Consider the following 15,085-nt stretch of genomic DNA (forward strand, 5'->3'; position numbering starts at 1 on the left):
CAAATGGTTCGGGAGCTTAAAACCTCGCTACGAAGCCACCACACGCAAACCGCCGCGCGCACGCGCCAGATTGTTCACGTACAACGCCGCCACCATGTCCGATTGCGTCACCATGCCTGCCAGCCGACGCTCGTCGTCAATCACCGGGATCTGGTGCACACCCTCGTCCGCCATCAGCGGCACCAGCTGGACGATGGGCAGATGCACCGAGGCCGTCTTCACCGACTTGCTCATGATCTGCCCGACCACTTCCGCCTTGGCCGAATGCGTATGCGGGGTGCGTTGCAGGAAGGAACGCAACTTGTCGCCCAGTTTTTCATAATCGTGGGTGCCGGCATGCTGGAGGAAATCCGTCTTGGTCACGATGCCGATCACGCGACGCGCACGATCCACCACCGGCAAGGCCTGCAGGCGATGCGCGCGCATCTGCCGCCAAGCCTCGGCCAGCTCGGTCGAAAACTCAACCGAGACAACATCGCTGGACATGATGTCAGCGCACACGGTCTCGCCGAAACGACGCCGGTAGGCTTCCATCTCGGTTTGCTGAAGGATTTCCTCAAGGTCGTCGCGGCTGATGTCGAGCACCTGGTTGTAGCGGCGCAGTACCGCATCCAGGTCTTCATGCGTGAAACCCAGTCGCGCGCTCGGCGCGACGTCATGAGTCTGGTGCACGTTGTTGCGATGCTCGCTCTGCTGCGCGTGCGGATAGCGGCGGCGCGTCGCATTGTTGAAAAACAGCGCCATCACCAGCAACAAAAAGGAATTGAGCAGCACCGGCGACAACACGAAGCCATAACCCATCCCATGTACCGCCGGCCCGCCCAGCACCGCCGTCAACGCCACCGCACCGCTGGGCGGATGAATGCAGCGCAACGCAAACATGCAGGCTATCGCCAGCGCAATGGCCAGCGCCGCCGCCAGCGCCGGCTCGCCGATCAGTTTGGCGCACGTCACGCCGACCAGCGCCGCCACCAGATTGCCGCCGATGATCGACCACGGCTGCGCCAGGGGGCTGGACGGGACCGCGAACAGCAACACGGCGGAGGCACCCATGGGGGCGATCAACCAAATCGCGGCCGCGTTGTGCGGCAGAATCAGATAGCTCAGCAAACCCGTCAGCAGGATCCCGAACAGCGCTCCGGCGCTGGCGCGCATGCGCTCGAAGCGATCCACCGCGGTTTTTTGCGGAATGAAACTTCTCAACCATTGCAGGATAGAATCGCGCATGCCAACCTATTTCAGAATAACGTCAATCCGCAATTACATCACAAGATGATATATCTTGCCATTTTCCGATTTATTTATTCGTTTATTCGCAGCACCTGACCTTCGCCAATGAAAACACCCGCACGCCTGCAAAAAGACGACTTCGAAGCGCTTTCGGAATTCCGCTATCAGTTGCGCCGCTTCATCCGCTTCAGCGAGGACGCCGCGCAAAGCGAAGGGCTGACGCCGCTGCAATACCTGTTGATGCTGCATATCAAGGGGTTTCCCGGACGCGACTGGGCCAGCATCAGCGAACTCGCCGAGCGCTTGCAGTCTCAGCATCATGGCGCGGTGGCGCTGGTGACGCGCTGCGAAAAAGCGGGATTGGTGACGCGTACCCAGGACGATAAAGACAAGCGCCTGGTCCAGGTGCGGCTGACGGAAACCGGCGAACAATACCTGCATCGCCTGGCGCAATTGCATCGCAACGAATTGCATTCGCTATCGAGCGTATTTCAGGTTTCGCACATCTCGGCCTTCAACGACCGCGATTGAAGTCCCTGCAACAAAATCAGCCGGCCCGTTCGACGCGGTTGCGCCCCTTGTGCTTGGCGGCGTAGAGCGCTTCGTCGGCCTGCCGGATCAACTGATCGAGACTTTCCCCTGCACCCAGCGCGGTGACGCCAAAACTGGCAGTGATGCCAATCTCGCGACCGTCATCGAGCGCAAATGCCTGCGTCGCCAGCATCACGCGCAATTTCTCCGCGACTGCAATGCCCTGTTCCAGATCCGCCTCGGGCAGCAAGATGATGAACTCCTCGCCGCCGTAGCGTGCGAACACATCCATCTTGCGCAACAACTGGGCGATCTTCTGCACGGCATTGCGCAGGATATCGTCGCCGACAAGGTGGCCGTAATTGTCGTTGAAGCGCTTGAAGTGGTCGATGTCGAGCAGCACCAGCGCCAGGTTGCGCCCGTAGCGCTGCGCAATCGCGAGTTGCTGCTCGCTGTGCGCAAAGAAGGCGCGGCGGTTCAGCACGCCAGTCAGGAAATCGGTATTGGACGACAGTTGCAACTGCTCGATCAGCGTTTCCCGCTCACCGGCCAGGCTGATGCGCTCCAGGCTGCGCGCCTTGAGCACATGCAATGCGCGCAGCATGTCGCCGATTTCATCTTTGTGGCGCGCTTGCGGGATCGGCGCGTCGTGATTTCCTTCGGCCAGACCGACCACCAGTTGCGTCGCCTTCAAGACCGGCCGCAGCACGCGCTGACGCACCAGGTACAGCAACAGGAAAAAGAAAATGAAGGCGAACAATGTCATCGTGATCGCACCGATCAACAGATTGAACGCCTGGCGGTGGCGGATTTCCGCCTCGCGGATCAGGTCAACCAGGATCGCATCGCGCAGCCGCAGAATCGATCCCATGGGCGGAACATAGCGCGCTGCCAGTTCGGCCGTGTTGACTTCGTATGAACCGGACAGCAGGCCGGTCTGCAGCAAGCCGTCGAGGAAGGGAAAACCCTGTCCGAAATACTGGGTGTCGAGATCGGACAGCGCCGTGCGGAACGCCGGGTTGTCCTTGTAGGCGCGCATCTGGATGTCGAGCAAGGTGCGCAACTGCTCGATGCGACCGTAGAGCTTGCCGATTTCGATCACTTCGTTTTTGGTCAGCGGACGCCGCATGATGACCGGCGCGGTGAATTTGGAACCGACCTGGCCGGCGTATTCGCGCAAGCTGGCCGCCACCCGCATGCCGGTCAGGCCGTCCAGCACCTCCGGATCGGCCTGGATGGCGATGCTCGACAAATCGGCTACCGACGACACCAGCATGGGAATCAGCGCGACCATGCCGTCGACCGCCTCGGTGATTTCGCGCGACGAGCGCTGCCACTTGACCAGTCCGACCTGCTGATCGACGCGATCGCGCGCCGGCCCCAGCGCCTGGCGCACCGCCTCGATCTTGCGGATCGCCGGCGCATAGCGGACGTCCGCCTCCTGGCGCAGGCTGTCGAGCACGCGGAACAGCGCCTCATCGCTATTCCGCCGCGCCTCGTCGAGCCGCTTGCGCAACGCCGGCAAGGCATCGCCCTCACCGCCCATGAGGGCATTCGATGGTCCGCGTTCGATCGAGACCTTTTCCATCGCCAGCATCGTCAGTTGCACCACGCGCACGGCGTCGACACTGCGCGCACCGCGCCGGTAGGCTTCCCACTCGATCAGCACGATGCGCGCGGCGAGCACGGAAAACAGCAGCATCAGCGCGACGGAGACAAGCCAGAACAGGCGATTCAGCGACATTGAGAACCCCGGATGCCCATGACGATTCAGCCGGGCACATTAATTATTATCAAGAATGCAATGAAACCCGCCGTGATACCGTGATAATCAGGCAGATTGATGACAGGAAACGATAATGCAGGCGGATAGCAAAACGCCCGCATGGAGCGGGCGTTTGTGCTTGATTCTGGCGGAGAGGGTGGGATTCGAACCCACGGTACGATTTAACGTACGCCTGATTTCGAGTCAGGTACATTCGACCACTCTGCCACCTCTCCGGTTAACTTAGTCGAATTGCTTACCCTGGGGCAGCAAAGCAAAAGATTATAGCAGAACCAATTTGAAGATGGAAAGAGCCTTCCTTATAAATCTTCAAATATTTTCCTCGCGCGCCATCGAAAATAATTTACGCATCATCATCTTGTCATAAATCTTCTCTACGATCAGGTGTTGCCCGGCGCTCGTGCGCATTGGGCAAGCAGTTTGGCAAGCTTCCGACATGCCATCGGCACTCTTTCTCATCTCTACTGCTGGACCCACTGGACCTGACATGGCCCCATTCGCCTCACATGACTTCGACCACCATGTTCCGCCCTTGCCTGTCATCTTGGGCGAGCCGGACAATGCCCAGCTGGCGTCCGAACAGCAAGAGTCACAACTGCTGTCGCATTTGCACGAAATCATTGCCCAGCGCAGCCTGACGGCGCTGTTCCAGCCCATCATCCGCATGCGTAGCGGCGAGATCGTCGGCTACGAAGGCCTGATTCGCGGCCCCTCCAACAGCCCGCTGCATTCGCCGCTGAACCTGTTCAAGGTGGCGCGCGCCAACAAGCTGTCGGTGCAGGTGGAACACCTGTGCCGCCATATCGTCATGGCGCAGTTCGCCCAATCCGGCCTGCCGGGCAACCTGTTCCTCAATGTCAGCCCGGGTGCGCTGGTGCAGCCCGAAGCGATCCAGGGCGAGACCCTGCGCCATCTCGAAAAACTTGGCATCAATCCTCAGCGCATCATCATCGAACTGACCGAGAACGAACCGACCTACGATTACACGCTGCTGCGCAACGCCGCCATGCATTACCGCAACATGGGTTTCCAGATCGCCATCGACGATCTCGGCGAAGGCTTCTCCAGCCTGCGCCTGTGGTCCGAGCTGCAGCCGGAATACGTCAAGGTCGACATGCACTTCATCCAAGGCATCAACAACGACCCGATGAAATTGCAGTTCGTGCGCTCGATCCAGGAGATCGCCGAAAAGTCCGGCTCCATCGTCATCGCCGAAGGCATCGAAACCCAGGCCGAACTGCTGACCATCCGCGACCTCGGCATCGCCTGCGGCCAGGGTTATCACATCGCCCGCCCGCACGCCAATCCGAAGACCGTGGTCGGCGACGACATCAGCAAGGTCCTGCGCCGCGACAAGGTGCCGCTGGCGACGCAAAAATATGGTCCCGGCAAGAAGAGCACCACCGTTTTCAAGCTGCTGCGCGAAAGCCTGTACGTCGCGCCCGATGTATCCAACGACGAGGTCTACAACCTGTTCGTCAACGATCCGCAATTGCAGGCGCTGCCGGTGGTGAGCAACGGTATCCCGGTCGGCCTGATCAACCGCTACAGCATGGTCGAGCGCTTCGCCCGCCTGTACGGCCGCGAGCTGTACGGCAAGAAGTCCTGCACCTTCTTCATGGATCCCAATCCGCTGCTGACCGAACAGGACACCAGCCTGCAAGACCTCAGCCATATCCTGGTCCAGGCCGAATCGCATCACTTGTCGAACGGCTTCATCATCGTCGACCAGGGCCAGTACGTCGGCATGGGCACCGGCCACGACCTGCTGCGCGAAATCACGCAAATGCAGATCGAAGCGGCGCGCTATGCCAATCCGCTGACGCAATTGCCGGGCAACGTGCCGATCAACGAACACATCGAATTCCTGCTGCAAAGCGGCGTCGAGTTTTGCATCTGCTACTGCGACCTCGACAACTTCAAGCCCTTCAACGACGTCTACGGTTATCGCAAGGGCGACGACATGATCCAGCTGACCGGCCGCACCCTGAGCCAGTTCTGCGACACGCAGCTGGACTTCATCGGCCACATCGGCGGCGACGATTTCCTGATCATGTTCCAGAGCGAAGACTGGGAACATCGCTGCAAGGCGATGCTGGAGGCGTTCGCGGTCGCCTCGCAAAGCTTTTACTATGTCGAAGACAAGGAACGCGGCGGCTACTACAGCGAAGATCGCCAGGGCAACCGCGTGCTGCATCCGCTGGTGAGCCTCTCGCTGGGCGCGGTAAAAATCGAACCCTCGCAATACTCATCGCCACACCAGATCGCCTCGGCGGCGACCAAGGCCAAGAAGCAGGCCAAGAAGACGCCGGGCAACAGCCTCTTCATCGAGCGGCGCGTGCCGGCGACTTTCTCATGGGCAATGTAAACGATCTCAAATAGCCACGACGGCACATAAAAAATGGCTGATGCCCCTGCGGACATCAGCCATTTTTCATGGTGCGGCGTGGATTTCCTGGATTGCGCGGCTTACGGCGCCAGCTTTTCCAGTCCGCCCATGTAAGGACGCAATACCTCCGGAATCGTCACGCTGCCGTCGGCCTGCTGGCCGTTTTCCAGCACCGCCACCAAGGTGCGGCCGACCGCCAGGCCGGAGCCGTTGAGCGTGTGCACCAGTTCCGGCTTGCCCTGGGGATTGCGGAAACGCGCCTGCATGCGACGCGCCTGGAAGGCTTCACAGTTCGACACCGACGAGATTTCACGGTAAGTGTTCTGCGCCGGCAGCCAGACTTCGATGTCGAAGGTCTTGGCTGCGCCGAAGCCCATGTCGCCGGTGCACAGCGTGATCACGCGGTATGGCAGGCCGAGCTTCTTGAGGATGTTTTCGGCGTGGCCGAGCATCTCGTCCAGCGCTTCGTAGGATTTTTCCGGATGCACGATCTGGACCATTTCTACCTTGTCGAACTGATGCTGACGAATCATGCCGCGCGTGTCGCGGCCGTAGCTGCCGGCTTCCGAACGGAAGCACGGCGAATGCGCAGTCATCTTCAGCGGCAGCGTGTCGCCGGCCACGATCTCGTCGCGCACCAGGTTGGTCAACGGCACCTCGGCGGTCGGGATCAGGTAGAGCGCAGCGTTGTCGCTGGAGTCGCCCTCTTGTCCGCCCTTCTTGGCCGCAAACAGATCGGCTTCGAACTTCGGCAACTGGCCGGTGCCGCGCAGCGAATCGGCGTTGACGATGTAAGGCGTGTAGCACTCGGTGTAGCCGTGCTCCAGCGTGTGCGTGTCGAGCATGAATTGCGCGAGCGCACGATGCAGGCGGGCGATGCCGCCCTTCATGACGGCGAAGCGCGAACCGGTGAGCTTGGTGGCGACATCGAAGTCGAGGCCGAGCGCGGCGCCGACGTCGACGTGGTCCTTGACCTCAAAATCGAAGGTGCGCGGCGTGCCGACCTTGCGCAGTTCGACGTTGCCGCTTTCATCGGCGCCGGCCGGCACGGATTCGTGCGGCAAGTTCGGCAGGGTCAGCAGGAAGTCGCTCAGTTGCACCTGCACTTCTTCCAGGCGTGCGGCGGATGCCTTGAGTTCATCGCCGATGCCGGACACTTCCGCCATCACCGCCGAGGCGTCTTCGCCCTTGCCCTTGAGCATGCCGACCTGCTTGGACAGGCTGTTGCGCTTGCCCTGCAATTCTTCAGTGCGGGTCTGGATCTGCTTGCGCTCGCCTTCGAGTGCATTGAAAGCGGCGACATCGAGCTGGAATTTGCGCGCGGCCAGACGGGCGGCGACATTGTCGATGTCTTTACGAAGAAGTTGGATGTCGATCATGGAGTGCCAGATAAGTAAATACGAAGTAAATGCGATGAATGTAGTAACAACGAGATTGTACCAAGGACATTGACCATCCTCGCCGGCTGCCGGCTCAACGAACAAAAAATGCGCGAAAAATAGCGTGGCCTGCGGCCAACGGCACACGTGCTTGCGTTACCATTGCCGCCAATGTTCAGGACCACCACAGGAACCCGCCATGTCCGACAAACCCTCCCAGCCGCCCTTGATCGCCTACCTGATCGGCTTCGCCCTGTCCGCCTGCTGCGCCATCTGGGCCGGTTCGCAATTCGCCCTGACCGGTTCGAGCATCGGCTACGGCGTGCTGACCGGGCTCGCCTTCGGCGCCATGTTCGCCTTCGGGCAACGCGTCAAGAACCGCCTGTTCCCGACGCCTGAATCAACCAAATGGAAGATCAACGCAGGTCCCAGCGCCGCCGACCTGCGTCCGGCCAAGCGCGCCGCAGCGCGCGCCAAACCGGTGACGGTGGCGTTCGACGATGAATTCATCAAGACCGCCCGCGCCGGCGCCGAACTGGAAAACATCGCCTGGCAAGACGTCGAGCGTATCGTCATCACTATCGGCGACGATTTCCTGCCGATGCCCTACTGGATGCTCGCCACCGCCAAAGGCGGCATCCGCCTGCCCAACGACACGCCGGGGCTGGAAAGCCTGATGGAAGAGTTCAAGGTGAAATTGCCGGGCTACGACAACGACGCCACCTATGCTGCAGTGATTGCGGCGATGGGGGCAATGGAGGGCGTGTTCGAGGTGTGGAAAAAAACCGTTTGAATCTGCCGGCGCAATGCGGTCTATGCATTGCCGCCCGGGTCAATCCTTGTTGTTCTTCTTGTACTCGCGATCAAGCTCGCGCAGATGCGCCATCTTGTCGCCGATCTTGGCCTCGAGCCCGCGCGGCACCGGCTGGTACCAGTGCGGATCGGGGATGCCGTCCGGCAGATAGGTCTCGCCGGCGGCATAGCCTTCCGGCTCGTCATGGGCGTAACGATACAGCTTGCCGTAACCCAGTTGCTTCATGAGCTTGGTCGGCGCATTGCGCAAGTGCTCCGGCACGCCGCGCGACTTGTCCTTGGCGACGAAGGCGCGGGCCTGGTTGTAGGCCATGTAGCCGGCGTTGCTCTTGGCCGCAATCGCCAGATAAATCACCGCCTGCGCTAACGCCAGTTCGCCTTCCGGCGAACCGAGGCGCTCATACGTCGCGGCGGCGTCGTTGGCGATCGTCATGGCGCGCGGATCGGCCAGGCCGATGTCTTCCCACGCCATGCGCACGATGCGGCGCGCCAGGTAACGCGGATCGGTGCCGCCGTCGAGCATGCGCGTGAGCCAGTACAAGGCGCCGTCGGGACTGGAGCCGCGCACCGATTTATGCAGCGCTGAAATCTGGTCGTAGAAGGCGTCGCCTCCCTTGTCGAAACGACGCAGCGCATCGCCCAGGCATTCCGCCAGCAGTTCCGTGCCGACGATGGCGACGCTCTTCGCCTGAGCGGCGCGCGCCACGATTTCCAGATTGTTGAGCAGCTTGCGGCCGTCGCCGTCGGCACTGGCGATCAGCATTTCCCTGGCTTCGGGTGCGAATTGGAGGCCGTCGAGTTCGTCGCGGCAAGCACGATCGATCAGCGCGCCGAGATCTTCTTCCGTCAGCGACTTGAGCACATACACGGCCGCGCGCGACAGCAGCGCGCCGTTGACTTCAAACGAGGGATTCTCAGTCGTCGCGCCGATGAAGGTGAACAGGCCGCTTTCCACGTGCGGCAGGAAAGCGTCCTGCTGGCTCTTGTTGAAGCGATGCACTTCATCGACGAACAGGATGGTGCGGCGGCCGGAATTGGCGCGGATCACTTCCGCGCGCTCGACCGCTTCGCGGATGTCCTTGACGCCCGACAGCACCGCCGACAGCGCGATGAATTCGGCATTGAAACTGTCCGCCATGATGCGCGCCAGCGTGGTCTTGCCGACACCCGGCGGTCCCCACAGGATCATCGAATGCGGCTCGCCCGATTCGAACGCCACGCGCAGCGGCTTGCCCGCGCCGAGCAGGTGCTGCTGGCCGATGACATCGTCAAAGGAGTGCGGTCGGAGGCGTTCGGCTAACGGCGCGGAATTCATGGAGCGGTCAAATTGGGGAATTAAAATGGATTGCCAGTCTAACCGATCCGGCAGCGGGCTATCGGTCCGAATGCTAGAATCCTGCCGGGCTTGCGGAGATAGAACGGAAACAGGATGGAAACAGGACTGGTTGCCGGGCAAGCTGTCTATCCGCAGCTTGCCATTTTGCTTACGTTACTCATCATTCGGCGCGCGACCGGCGCGTTCTGCTCATGCCCTTTGTCGTCACCGATTCCTGCATCGCCTGCAAATACACCGACTGCGTCAGCGTCTGCCCGATGGATTGTTTTGTCGAAGGCCCGAACTTCCTGGCCATCGATCCGGATGGCTGCATCGATTGCTCGATGTGCGTACCGGAATGCCCGGTCGGCGCCATCTACAACGAAACCGACCTGCCCGAAGGCCTGCGCCATTTCACCGAACTGAACGCAAAACTGGCCAAGCACCCGGGCTGGAAGCCGATCACCCAGGCCCAGGCGCCAATGCCCGACCACGCCCAATGGCGCGAGGTCGAAGGCAAGATCGACATGCTCAAGACCTCGATCTGACCCTCGTCGTTATTCGTTACTCGTCGTTACGTCGCTTGTTTATTGATTGAAAACGTCGGCGCCCTTGGGCACGACGAAGGTGAAGCTGGTCGCCTTCAAGGGCGGATTCTTCTCGAAGTTGGTGAACGACAGCAGCGAAGTCTGCCCGAACGAATCGCGCAACTCCATCGCATGCGGCACGCCGTCCTTCAAGGCGATGCCGATCCGGTCAAAGGTCGTGTCCTTGGTCTTGGGCGTGGCTTCCAGCCATTCCATGCCATCCTTGGTGCCGCCTTCTTTCAGCGTGAAATTCTTTTCCAGGTCGTTGCTGCCGAACAGGATGGCGGCCGGCGATGAACCGAGCGCATTGCCCAGTTTCTTGGTGGTGACCTGGTTCAGGTCCTTGTCGTAAATGAACAGCTTGTCGCCATCGGCCTGCAAGACTTGCTCATACGGCTTCTGGTAAGTCCAGATGAACTTGCCCGGACGTGAAAACACGAAGCTGCCGCTCGACGTATTCGACACCTTGACAGTGCCGCTGTCGGTCTTGACCAGGCGCTGCACGAACTCGCCCTTGGCCGATTGCGTGGACGCCACGAACTGCTTGAACTGCTCCAGCGCGCTCGCCGCGGCCTGCGCCGAGAACAGCGCCGCGCTCAGGCCGATTGCCACTGTAACTCCAGCAACATGCCATTTCTTCAGAAGAGGTGATGCCTGTATTTTTATTTGCATGGTGTGCATCTTTACTCCGTAGTATTTCCTGCCGGCACGAGGATTTCCCGGTTGCCGTTCGATTGCATGGTCGACACCAGACCGCTTTGTTCCATCTGCTCCAGCAGACGCGCAGCGCGGTTGTAGCCTATGCGCAAGTGACGCTGCACCAGGGAAATCGAGGCCCGGCGGTTTTTCAGCACGACCGCGACGGCCTGATCATAGAGTTCATCGCCTTCGCCGCCGCCCGCAGCGCCGCCGACTGCACCATCGGCATCTTCGGCAACGCCTCCTTCTAGGATGCCCTCAATGTAATTCGGTTCCCCCTGCTCTTTCAGGTGATCCACCACGCGATGGACTTCTTCATCGGAGACGAAGGCGCCGTGCACACGGATCGGCAGGCCGGTGCCCGGCGGCATGTACAGCATGTCGCCCATGCCGAGCAGCGCTTCCGCCCCCATCTGGTCGAGAATCGTGCGCGAGTCGATCTTGCTGCTGACCTGGAAGGCAATCCGCGTCGGCACGTTGGCCTTGATCAGGCCGGTGATGACATCGACCGAAGGCCGCTGCGTCGCCAGGATCAGATGGATGCCCGCGGCGCGCGCCTTTTGTGCGATACGCGCGATCAATTCTTCCACCTTCTTGCCGACCACCATCATCAGGTCGGCCAGCTCGTCGATGATGATGACGATGGTTTCGAGCTGTTCCAGCGGCTCCGGCGCGTCCGGGGTCAGGCTGAACGGATTCGGGATTTTCTCGCCGCGCTTGTCGGCATCGATGATCTTCTGGTTGTAGCCGGCCAGGTTGCGCACGCCCAGTTTGGACATGCGCTTGTAGCGGCGTTCCATCTCGGCCACGGCCCAGTTCAGCGCATGGCCTGCCTGGCGCATGTCGGTCACGACCGGCGCCAGCAGGTGCGGGATGCCTTCATAAATAGATAATTCCAGCATCTTCGGATCGATCAGGATCAGGCGCACCTGTTTCGGCGTCGACTTGTACAGCAGCGACAGGATGGTGGCGTTGATGCCGACCGATTTACCCGAGCCCGTCGTACCCGCGACCAGCAAGTGCGGCATCTTGGCGAGATCGGCCACCACCGGGTTGCCGGCAATGTCCTTGCCGAGCGCGATGGTCAGGCTGGAATGGCTGTCGTTGTAAACCTTGGAGCTGAGGATCTCGGTCAGGCGCACGATCTGGCGCTTGGGATTGGGCAGCTCCAGGCCCATGTAATTCTTGCCCTGGATGACTTCCACCACGCGAATCGAGGTCAGCGACAGCGAACGCGCGAGGTCGCGCGCGAGGCCGACGATCTGGCTGCCCTTGACGCCGGTGGCCGGTTCGATTTCGTAACGCGTAATCACCGGGCCGGGATAAGCAGCCACCACTTTGACTTCGACGCCGAAGTCGGACAGTTTCTTCTCGATCAGGCGACTGGTGAATTCCAGCGTTTCCACGGACACCGTCTGCTGCGCCGGCGGCGCTTCGTCGAGCAAGGACAGCGGCGGCAGGCTCGAGTCGATATCCTGGAACAGGCTGGTCTGGCGCTCCTTCTCGATGCGTTCCGACCTGGGCACAGCAACCACTTGCGGTTCGATGCGGATTGGCGGCGCTTCGTCGATCTTGGCGCGCTCCTGCACCACGACTTCTTCACGCTTGACGGCGGCAACATGGCCGACCTTGCGGTCTTCGCGCGCCGAGTAGAAATTGCGGATCCAGAAAATGCCGTCTTCAATCGCACCGCCGATGCGTTCAACCGCAGCCAGCCACGAGACGTGAAAGAACAGGCTGAAGCCCAGCCCGAACAACAGCAACAGCAATAACGTAGCACCGGTGAAACCCAGCGAGGTCTGTGCCGCGCTGCCGATCATTTCACCCAGCACGCCGCCCGGCGCCCGCGGCATCGGCGCTTTCATGGTGTACATGCGCATGTATTCGATGCCGAGGCTGCCGGCCAGCAGGAACACGAAACCGATGGCGCGGATCAGGCCTTCCTGGTGATGTTCGGGTTCGGTCTCTTTCTGCATCAGGAAACGATTGGCGAGGCGGCGATAGCTGCGCCAGATCGAATGCCCCAGCAGCACGCACCACCACCAGGTCGACATGCCGAAGATGTACAGCATCAGGTCAGCCATCCAGGCGCCCACGCGGCCGCCCCAGTTATGCAGGTGCGGCACGGAATTGGCCACCGACCAGCCCGGATCGCTGCGCGAATAGGTCAGCAGGATCAACGTCAGATACACCAGCAAGGTCGCCATGGCCAGCCAGCGCGCTTCGTACAGGAGGCGCACCAGCCGGCTCGGCAGCTGAGGAGTTTCGGCGGCTTTGGTATTGCGGGTATAGGCTTGGCTGGTCTTGGTCATAACTCTTTATCTGGCGCGCCTGTGGGGGCGCATTTAACTCAGGCGACATTGTAACGGCGATTGCCGGGCAGAAAAACCGACACGCGGAAATCGGCGGTGAATCCAGGCCGATCGCAAGGCAGATCGCAGCGCAGACGGCCCTATTGATCGGATAGCGTAATTCCATCGGCCGGTGTGGCGCTTCGTCTATAATCTTAACCGTTTTGCAGCGCAATATAGGATAAACGGCAACATAAGCCGCCGTCGCAGGCAACGCCGTCGACAATCCTTTCGCCTGCATTGAAATCCGGCAGTCCGGCATCATTTTCCTTCTATGCCGCTGCGCCCCGCTTCTGTTCAGTTCATTAAGAGTATTTTATGACCACGCCCAAACACGCCAAGGTTTTGATTCTCGGTTCCGGCCCCGCCGGCTACAGCGCTGCCGTCTACGCGGCCCGCGCCAACCTCAATCCGGTGCTGATCACCGGCGTCGAGCAAGGCGGCCAGCTGATGACCACCACCGACGTCGAAAACTGGCCCGGCGATCCGATGGGCGTGCAAGGCCCGGAACTGATGCAGCGCCTGCTGCAGCATGCCGAGCGTTTCAACACGGAAATCATTTTTGATCATATCCACACGACCAGGTTGTCGGAACGGCCATTCCGCCTGATCGGCGACTCCGGCGAATACACCTGCGACGCGCTGATCATCGCCACCGGCGCTTCGGCGCAATACCTCGGCCTGCCTTCGGAAGAAGCCTTCATGGGCAAGGGCGTGTCGGCCTGCGCCACCTGCGACGGCTTTTTCTATCGCGGCAAGGAAGTCGCCGTGGTCGGCGGCGGCAACACCGCGGTCGAAGAAGCGCTGTACCTGTCCAACATCGCCAGCAAGGTCACCATCATCCATCGCCGCGACAAGTTCCGCGCCGAACCTATCCTGATCGATCGCCTGCTGCACAAGGTTACCGAAGGCAAGATCGAGATCAAGTGGCACCACACACTCGACGAAGTTGTCGGCGACGAAAGCGGTGTCACCGGTATCAGAATCAAGTCGACCCAGGACGGCAGCGTCACGCCGATCACCCTGCACGGCCTGTTCATCGCCATCGGCCACAAGCCGAACACCGGCATCTTCGAGGGCCAGCTGGACATGCACAACGGCTACATCAAGACCCGCACCGGCCTGGAAGGCTTCGCCACCGCCACCAGCATCGACGGCGTGTTCGCCGCCGGCGACGTGCAGGATCACGTCTATCGCCAGGCCATCACCAGCGCCGGCACCGGCTGCATGGCTGCGCTGGATTCCCAGCGCTATCTGGAAGGCCTGGAGTAATTAGCTCAGATTGTCATCCTCAGCCCTCCCTCTTCATCGCGGGAGGGCTTTTTCAATTTTCACCGGTGCGCGATCATGGCGACTATCAAGGATTTTTCGGCGCTCAAGTCACTGCGCAAGGATCTCAAGGCGCAGGAAGAAGCACGCCTCGCCGCCGAACGCCAGCGCCTGGAAGATGAAAAGCGCCTGCGCACCGAAGCCGATATCTTCCGCAGCAGCGTCGGCAAGATAGCGCCGCTGCGCAGCAACGAAAAAGCCGCCCTGTTCCCGCCGCAACCCTTGCCGATCGCGCGCCACCACATCGCCGACGAACAAGCCGCGCTGATGGAATCGCTGTCCGACGAATTCACCTTCGACACCCTGCTCGACACCGACGAAAACCTCAGCTTCGCGCGTCCCGGCGTGGGCAGCGACGTGCTCAGCAAATTGCGGCGCGGCCATTGGACAATCCAGAACCAGCTCGACCTGCACGGCTTGCGCCGCGACGAAGCCCGCGAAGCGCTCGGCGAATTCCTGCGCCAGGCGCGCCGGCGCGGCCAGCGCTGCGTGCGCATCATCCACGGCAAAGGACTGGGCTCGGTCAACAAGGAGCCGGTGCTGAAACAGAAAGTGCGCAACTGGCTGGCGCAGAAGGAAGAAGTCGTCGCCTTTTGCCAGGCGCAGCCGGCCGACGGCGGCTCGGGTGCGCTGATCGTGCTGTTGCAATCGAGCGCGCCGGCCGGCCGCTAGATTC

General features: G+C 61.0%; 13 protein-coding genes and 1 tRNA gene. 6 read left to right on the top strand and 8 right to left on the bottom strand.

Features of this window, described 5'->3' with window-relative positions; genetic code table 11:
• Positions 1–27 precede the first annotated feature (27 nt).
• Entirely contained in the window at positions 28–1,227 is a 1,200-nt protein-coding gene (locus DXT88_RS17020) for an HPP family protein (RefSeq protein WP_265215174.1), read from the bottom strand.
• 108 nt (positions 1,228–1,335) lie between these two features.
• On the opposite strand from DXT88_RS17020, the gene DXT88_RS17025 reads away from it, so the two are divergent.
• The gene (locus DXT88_RS17025; protein ID WP_265215175.1) at positions 1,336–1,761 is read left to right on the top strand and encodes a MarR family winged helix-turn-helix transcriptional regulator; all 426 of its coding nucleotides are present in this window, start codon (positions 1,336–1,338) and stop codon (positions 1,759–1,761) included.
• Positions 1,762–1,777: 16 nt separating this feature from the next.
• Here the strand turns inward: DXT88_RS17025 and DXT88_RS17030 are convergent, their stop codons facing one another.
• The 3 genes from DXT88_RS17030 to DXT88_RS17040 all read right to left on the bottom strand — a co-directional run bounded on the left by DXT88_RS17030 (position 1,778) and on the right by DXT88_RS17040 (position 4,006).
• Complete coding sequence (locus DXT88_RS17030; RefSeq protein ID WP_265215177.1) at positions 1,778–3,505, bottom strand: GGDEF domain-containing protein; 1,728 nt, start codon at positions 3,503–3,505, stop codon at positions 1,778–1,780.
• Positions 3,506–3,672: 167 nt separating this feature from the next.
• Positions 3,673–3,762: transfer RNA gene (locus tag DXT88_RS17035), tRNA-Ser, on the bottom strand.
• Positions 3,763–3,856: 94 nt separating this feature from the next.
• A complete protein-coding gene (locus DXT88_RS17040) occupies positions 3,857–4,006 on the bottom strand; it encodes a hypothetical protein (RefSeq protein WP_265215179.1) in 150 nt (49 codons plus the stop codon).
• Between the two features lie 28 nt (positions 4,007–4,034).
• Between DXT88_RS17040 and DXT88_RS17045 the strand changes: the two genes are divergently transcribed.
• Positions 4,035–5,915, top strand: a complete 1,881-nt coding sequence (locus tag DXT88_RS17045; protein ID WP_265215181.1) for a GGDEF domain-containing protein — start codon at positions 4,035–4,037, stop codon at positions 5,913–5,915.
• 101 nt (positions 5,916–6,016) lie between these two features.
• Here DXT88_RS17045 and serS read toward each other — a convergent pair whose 3' ends face one another.
• Positions 6,017–7,315: a serine--tRNA ligase gene (gene serS, locus DXT88_RS17050; protein ID WP_116433551.1), complete on the bottom strand. Its 1,299-nt coding sequence runs from the start codon at positions 7,313–7,315 to the stop codon at positions 6,017–6,019.
• 199 nt (positions 7,316–7,514) lie between these two features.
• On the opposite strand from serS, the gene DXT88_RS17055 reads away from it, so the two are divergent.
• Positions 7,515–8,108 carry a hypothetical protein gene (locus DXT88_RS17055; protein ID WP_265215184.1) on the top strand — a complete coding sequence of 198 codons (594 nt, stop codon included), beginning with the start codon at positions 7,515–7,517 and terminating at the stop codon, positions 8,106–8,108.
• A 39-nt stretch (positions 8,109–8,147) separates the two neighbouring features.
• On the opposite strand, the gene DXT88_RS17060 is transcribed toward DXT88_RS17055, so the two are convergent.
• Complete coding sequence (locus tag DXT88_RS17060; protein ID WP_265215185.1) at positions 8,148–9,443, bottom strand: replication-associated recombination protein A; 1,296 nt, start codon at positions 9,441–9,443, stop codon at positions 8,148–8,150.
• A 212-nt stretch (positions 9,444–9,655) separates the two neighbouring features.
• Between DXT88_RS17060 and fdxA the strand changes: the two genes are divergently transcribed.
• Positions 9,656–9,991 carry a ferredoxin FdxA gene (gene fdxA, locus DXT88_RS17065; protein ID WP_016833521.1) on the top strand — a complete coding sequence of 112 codons (336 nt, stop codon included), beginning with the start codon at positions 9,656–9,658 and terminating at the stop codon, positions 9,989–9,991.
• A 39-nt stretch (positions 9,992–10,030) separates the two neighbouring features.
• On the opposite strand, the gene lolA is transcribed toward fdxA, so the two are convergent.
• Together lolA and DXT88_RS17075 are read right to left on the bottom strand one after the other, a co-directional pair.
• Positions 10,031–10,702 (bottom strand): outer membrane lipoprotein chaperone LolA, encoded by a 672-nt coding sequence (gene lolA / locus DXT88_RS17070; RefSeq protein ID WP_265215257.1) that lies wholly within the window; start codon positions 10,700–10,702, stop codon positions 10,031–10,033.
• An 11-nt stretch (positions 10,703–10,713) separates the two neighbouring features.
• A complete protein-coding gene (locus DXT88_RS17075) occupies positions 10,714–13,041 on the bottom strand; it encodes a DNA translocase FtsK (RefSeq protein ID WP_265215187.1) in 2,328 nt (775 codons plus the stop codon).
• 357 nt (positions 13,042–13,398) lie between these two features.
• Between DXT88_RS17075 and trxB the strand changes: the two genes are divergently transcribed.
• Both trxB and DXT88_RS17085 read left to right on the top strand, forming a co-directional pair.
• Positions 13,399–14,352, top strand: coding sequence for a thioredoxin-disulfide reductase (trxB, locus tag DXT88_RS17080; RefSeq protein ID WP_265215189.1), 954 nt, complete (start codon positions 13,399–13,401; stop codon positions 14,350–14,352).
• A gap of 75 nt (positions 14,353–14,427) precedes the next feature.
• Positions 14,428–15,081, top strand: a complete 654-nt coding sequence (locus tag DXT88_RS17085; protein WP_265215191.1) for a Smr/MutS family protein — start codon at positions 14,428–14,430, stop codon at positions 15,079–15,081.
• Positions 15,082–15,085: the final 4 nt, after the last annotated feature.

Origin of the sequence: Herbaspirillum lusitanum (assembly GCF_026127345.1) — a bacterium.
Taxonomy (GTDB): domain Bacteria; phylum Pseudomonadota; class Gammaproteobacteria; order Burkholderiales; family Burkholderiaceae_D; genus Herbaspirillum; species Herbaspirillum lusitanum.

Excerpts from the sequence above, each read along its gene's own strand:
- DXT88_RS17020 (WP_265215174.1), bottom strand. The coding sequence starts at position 1,227 with ATGCGCGATTCTATCCTGCAATGGTTGAGAAGTTTCATTCCGCAAAAA.
- DXT88_RS17025 (WP_265215175.1), top strand. The coding sequence starts at position 1,336 with ATGAAAACACCCGCACGCCTGCAAAAAGACGACTTCGAAGCGCTTTCG.
- DXT88_RS17030 (WP_265215177.1), bottom strand. The coding sequence starts at position 3,505 with ATGTCGCTGAATCGCCTGTTCTGGCTTGTCTCCGTCGCGCTGATGCTG.
- DXT88_RS17040 (WP_265215179.1), bottom strand. The coding sequence starts at position 4,006 with ATGAGAAAGAGTGCCGATGGCATGTCGGAAGCTTGCCAAACTGCTTGC.
- DXT88_RS17045 (WP_265215181.1), top strand. The coding sequence starts at position 4,035 with ATGGCCCCATTCGCCTCACATGACTTCGACCACCATGTTCCGCCCTTG.
- serS (WP_116433551.1), bottom strand. The coding sequence starts at position 7,315 with ATGATCGACATCCAACTTCTTCGTAAAGACATCGACAATGTCGCCGCC.
- DXT88_RS17055 (WP_265215184.1), top strand. The coding sequence starts at position 7,515 with ATGTCCGACAAACCCTCCCAGCCGCCCTTGATCGCCTACCTGATCGGC.
- DXT88_RS17060 (WP_265215185.1), bottom strand. The coding sequence starts at position 9,443 with ATGAATTCCGCGCCGTTAGCCGAACGCCTCCGACCGCACTCCTTTGAC.
- fdxA (WP_016833521.1), top strand. The coding sequence starts at position 9,656 with ATGCCCTTTGTCGTCACCGATTCCTGCATCGCCTGCAAATACACCGAC.
- lolA (WP_265215257.1), bottom strand. The coding sequence starts at position 10,702 with ATGCAAATAAAAATACAGGCATCACCTCTTCTGAAGAAATGGCATGTT.
- DXT88_RS17075 (WP_265215187.1), bottom strand. The coding sequence starts at position 13,041 with ATGACCAAGACCAGCCAAGCCTATACCCGCAATACCAAAGCCGCCGAA.
- trxB (WP_265215189.1), top strand. The coding sequence starts at position 13,399 with ATGACCACGCCCAAACACGCCAAGGTTTTGATTCTCGGTTCCGGCCCC.
- DXT88_RS17085 (WP_265215191.1), top strand. The coding sequence starts at position 14,428 with ATGGCGACTATCAAGGATTTTTCGGCGCTCAAGTCACTGCGCAAGGAT.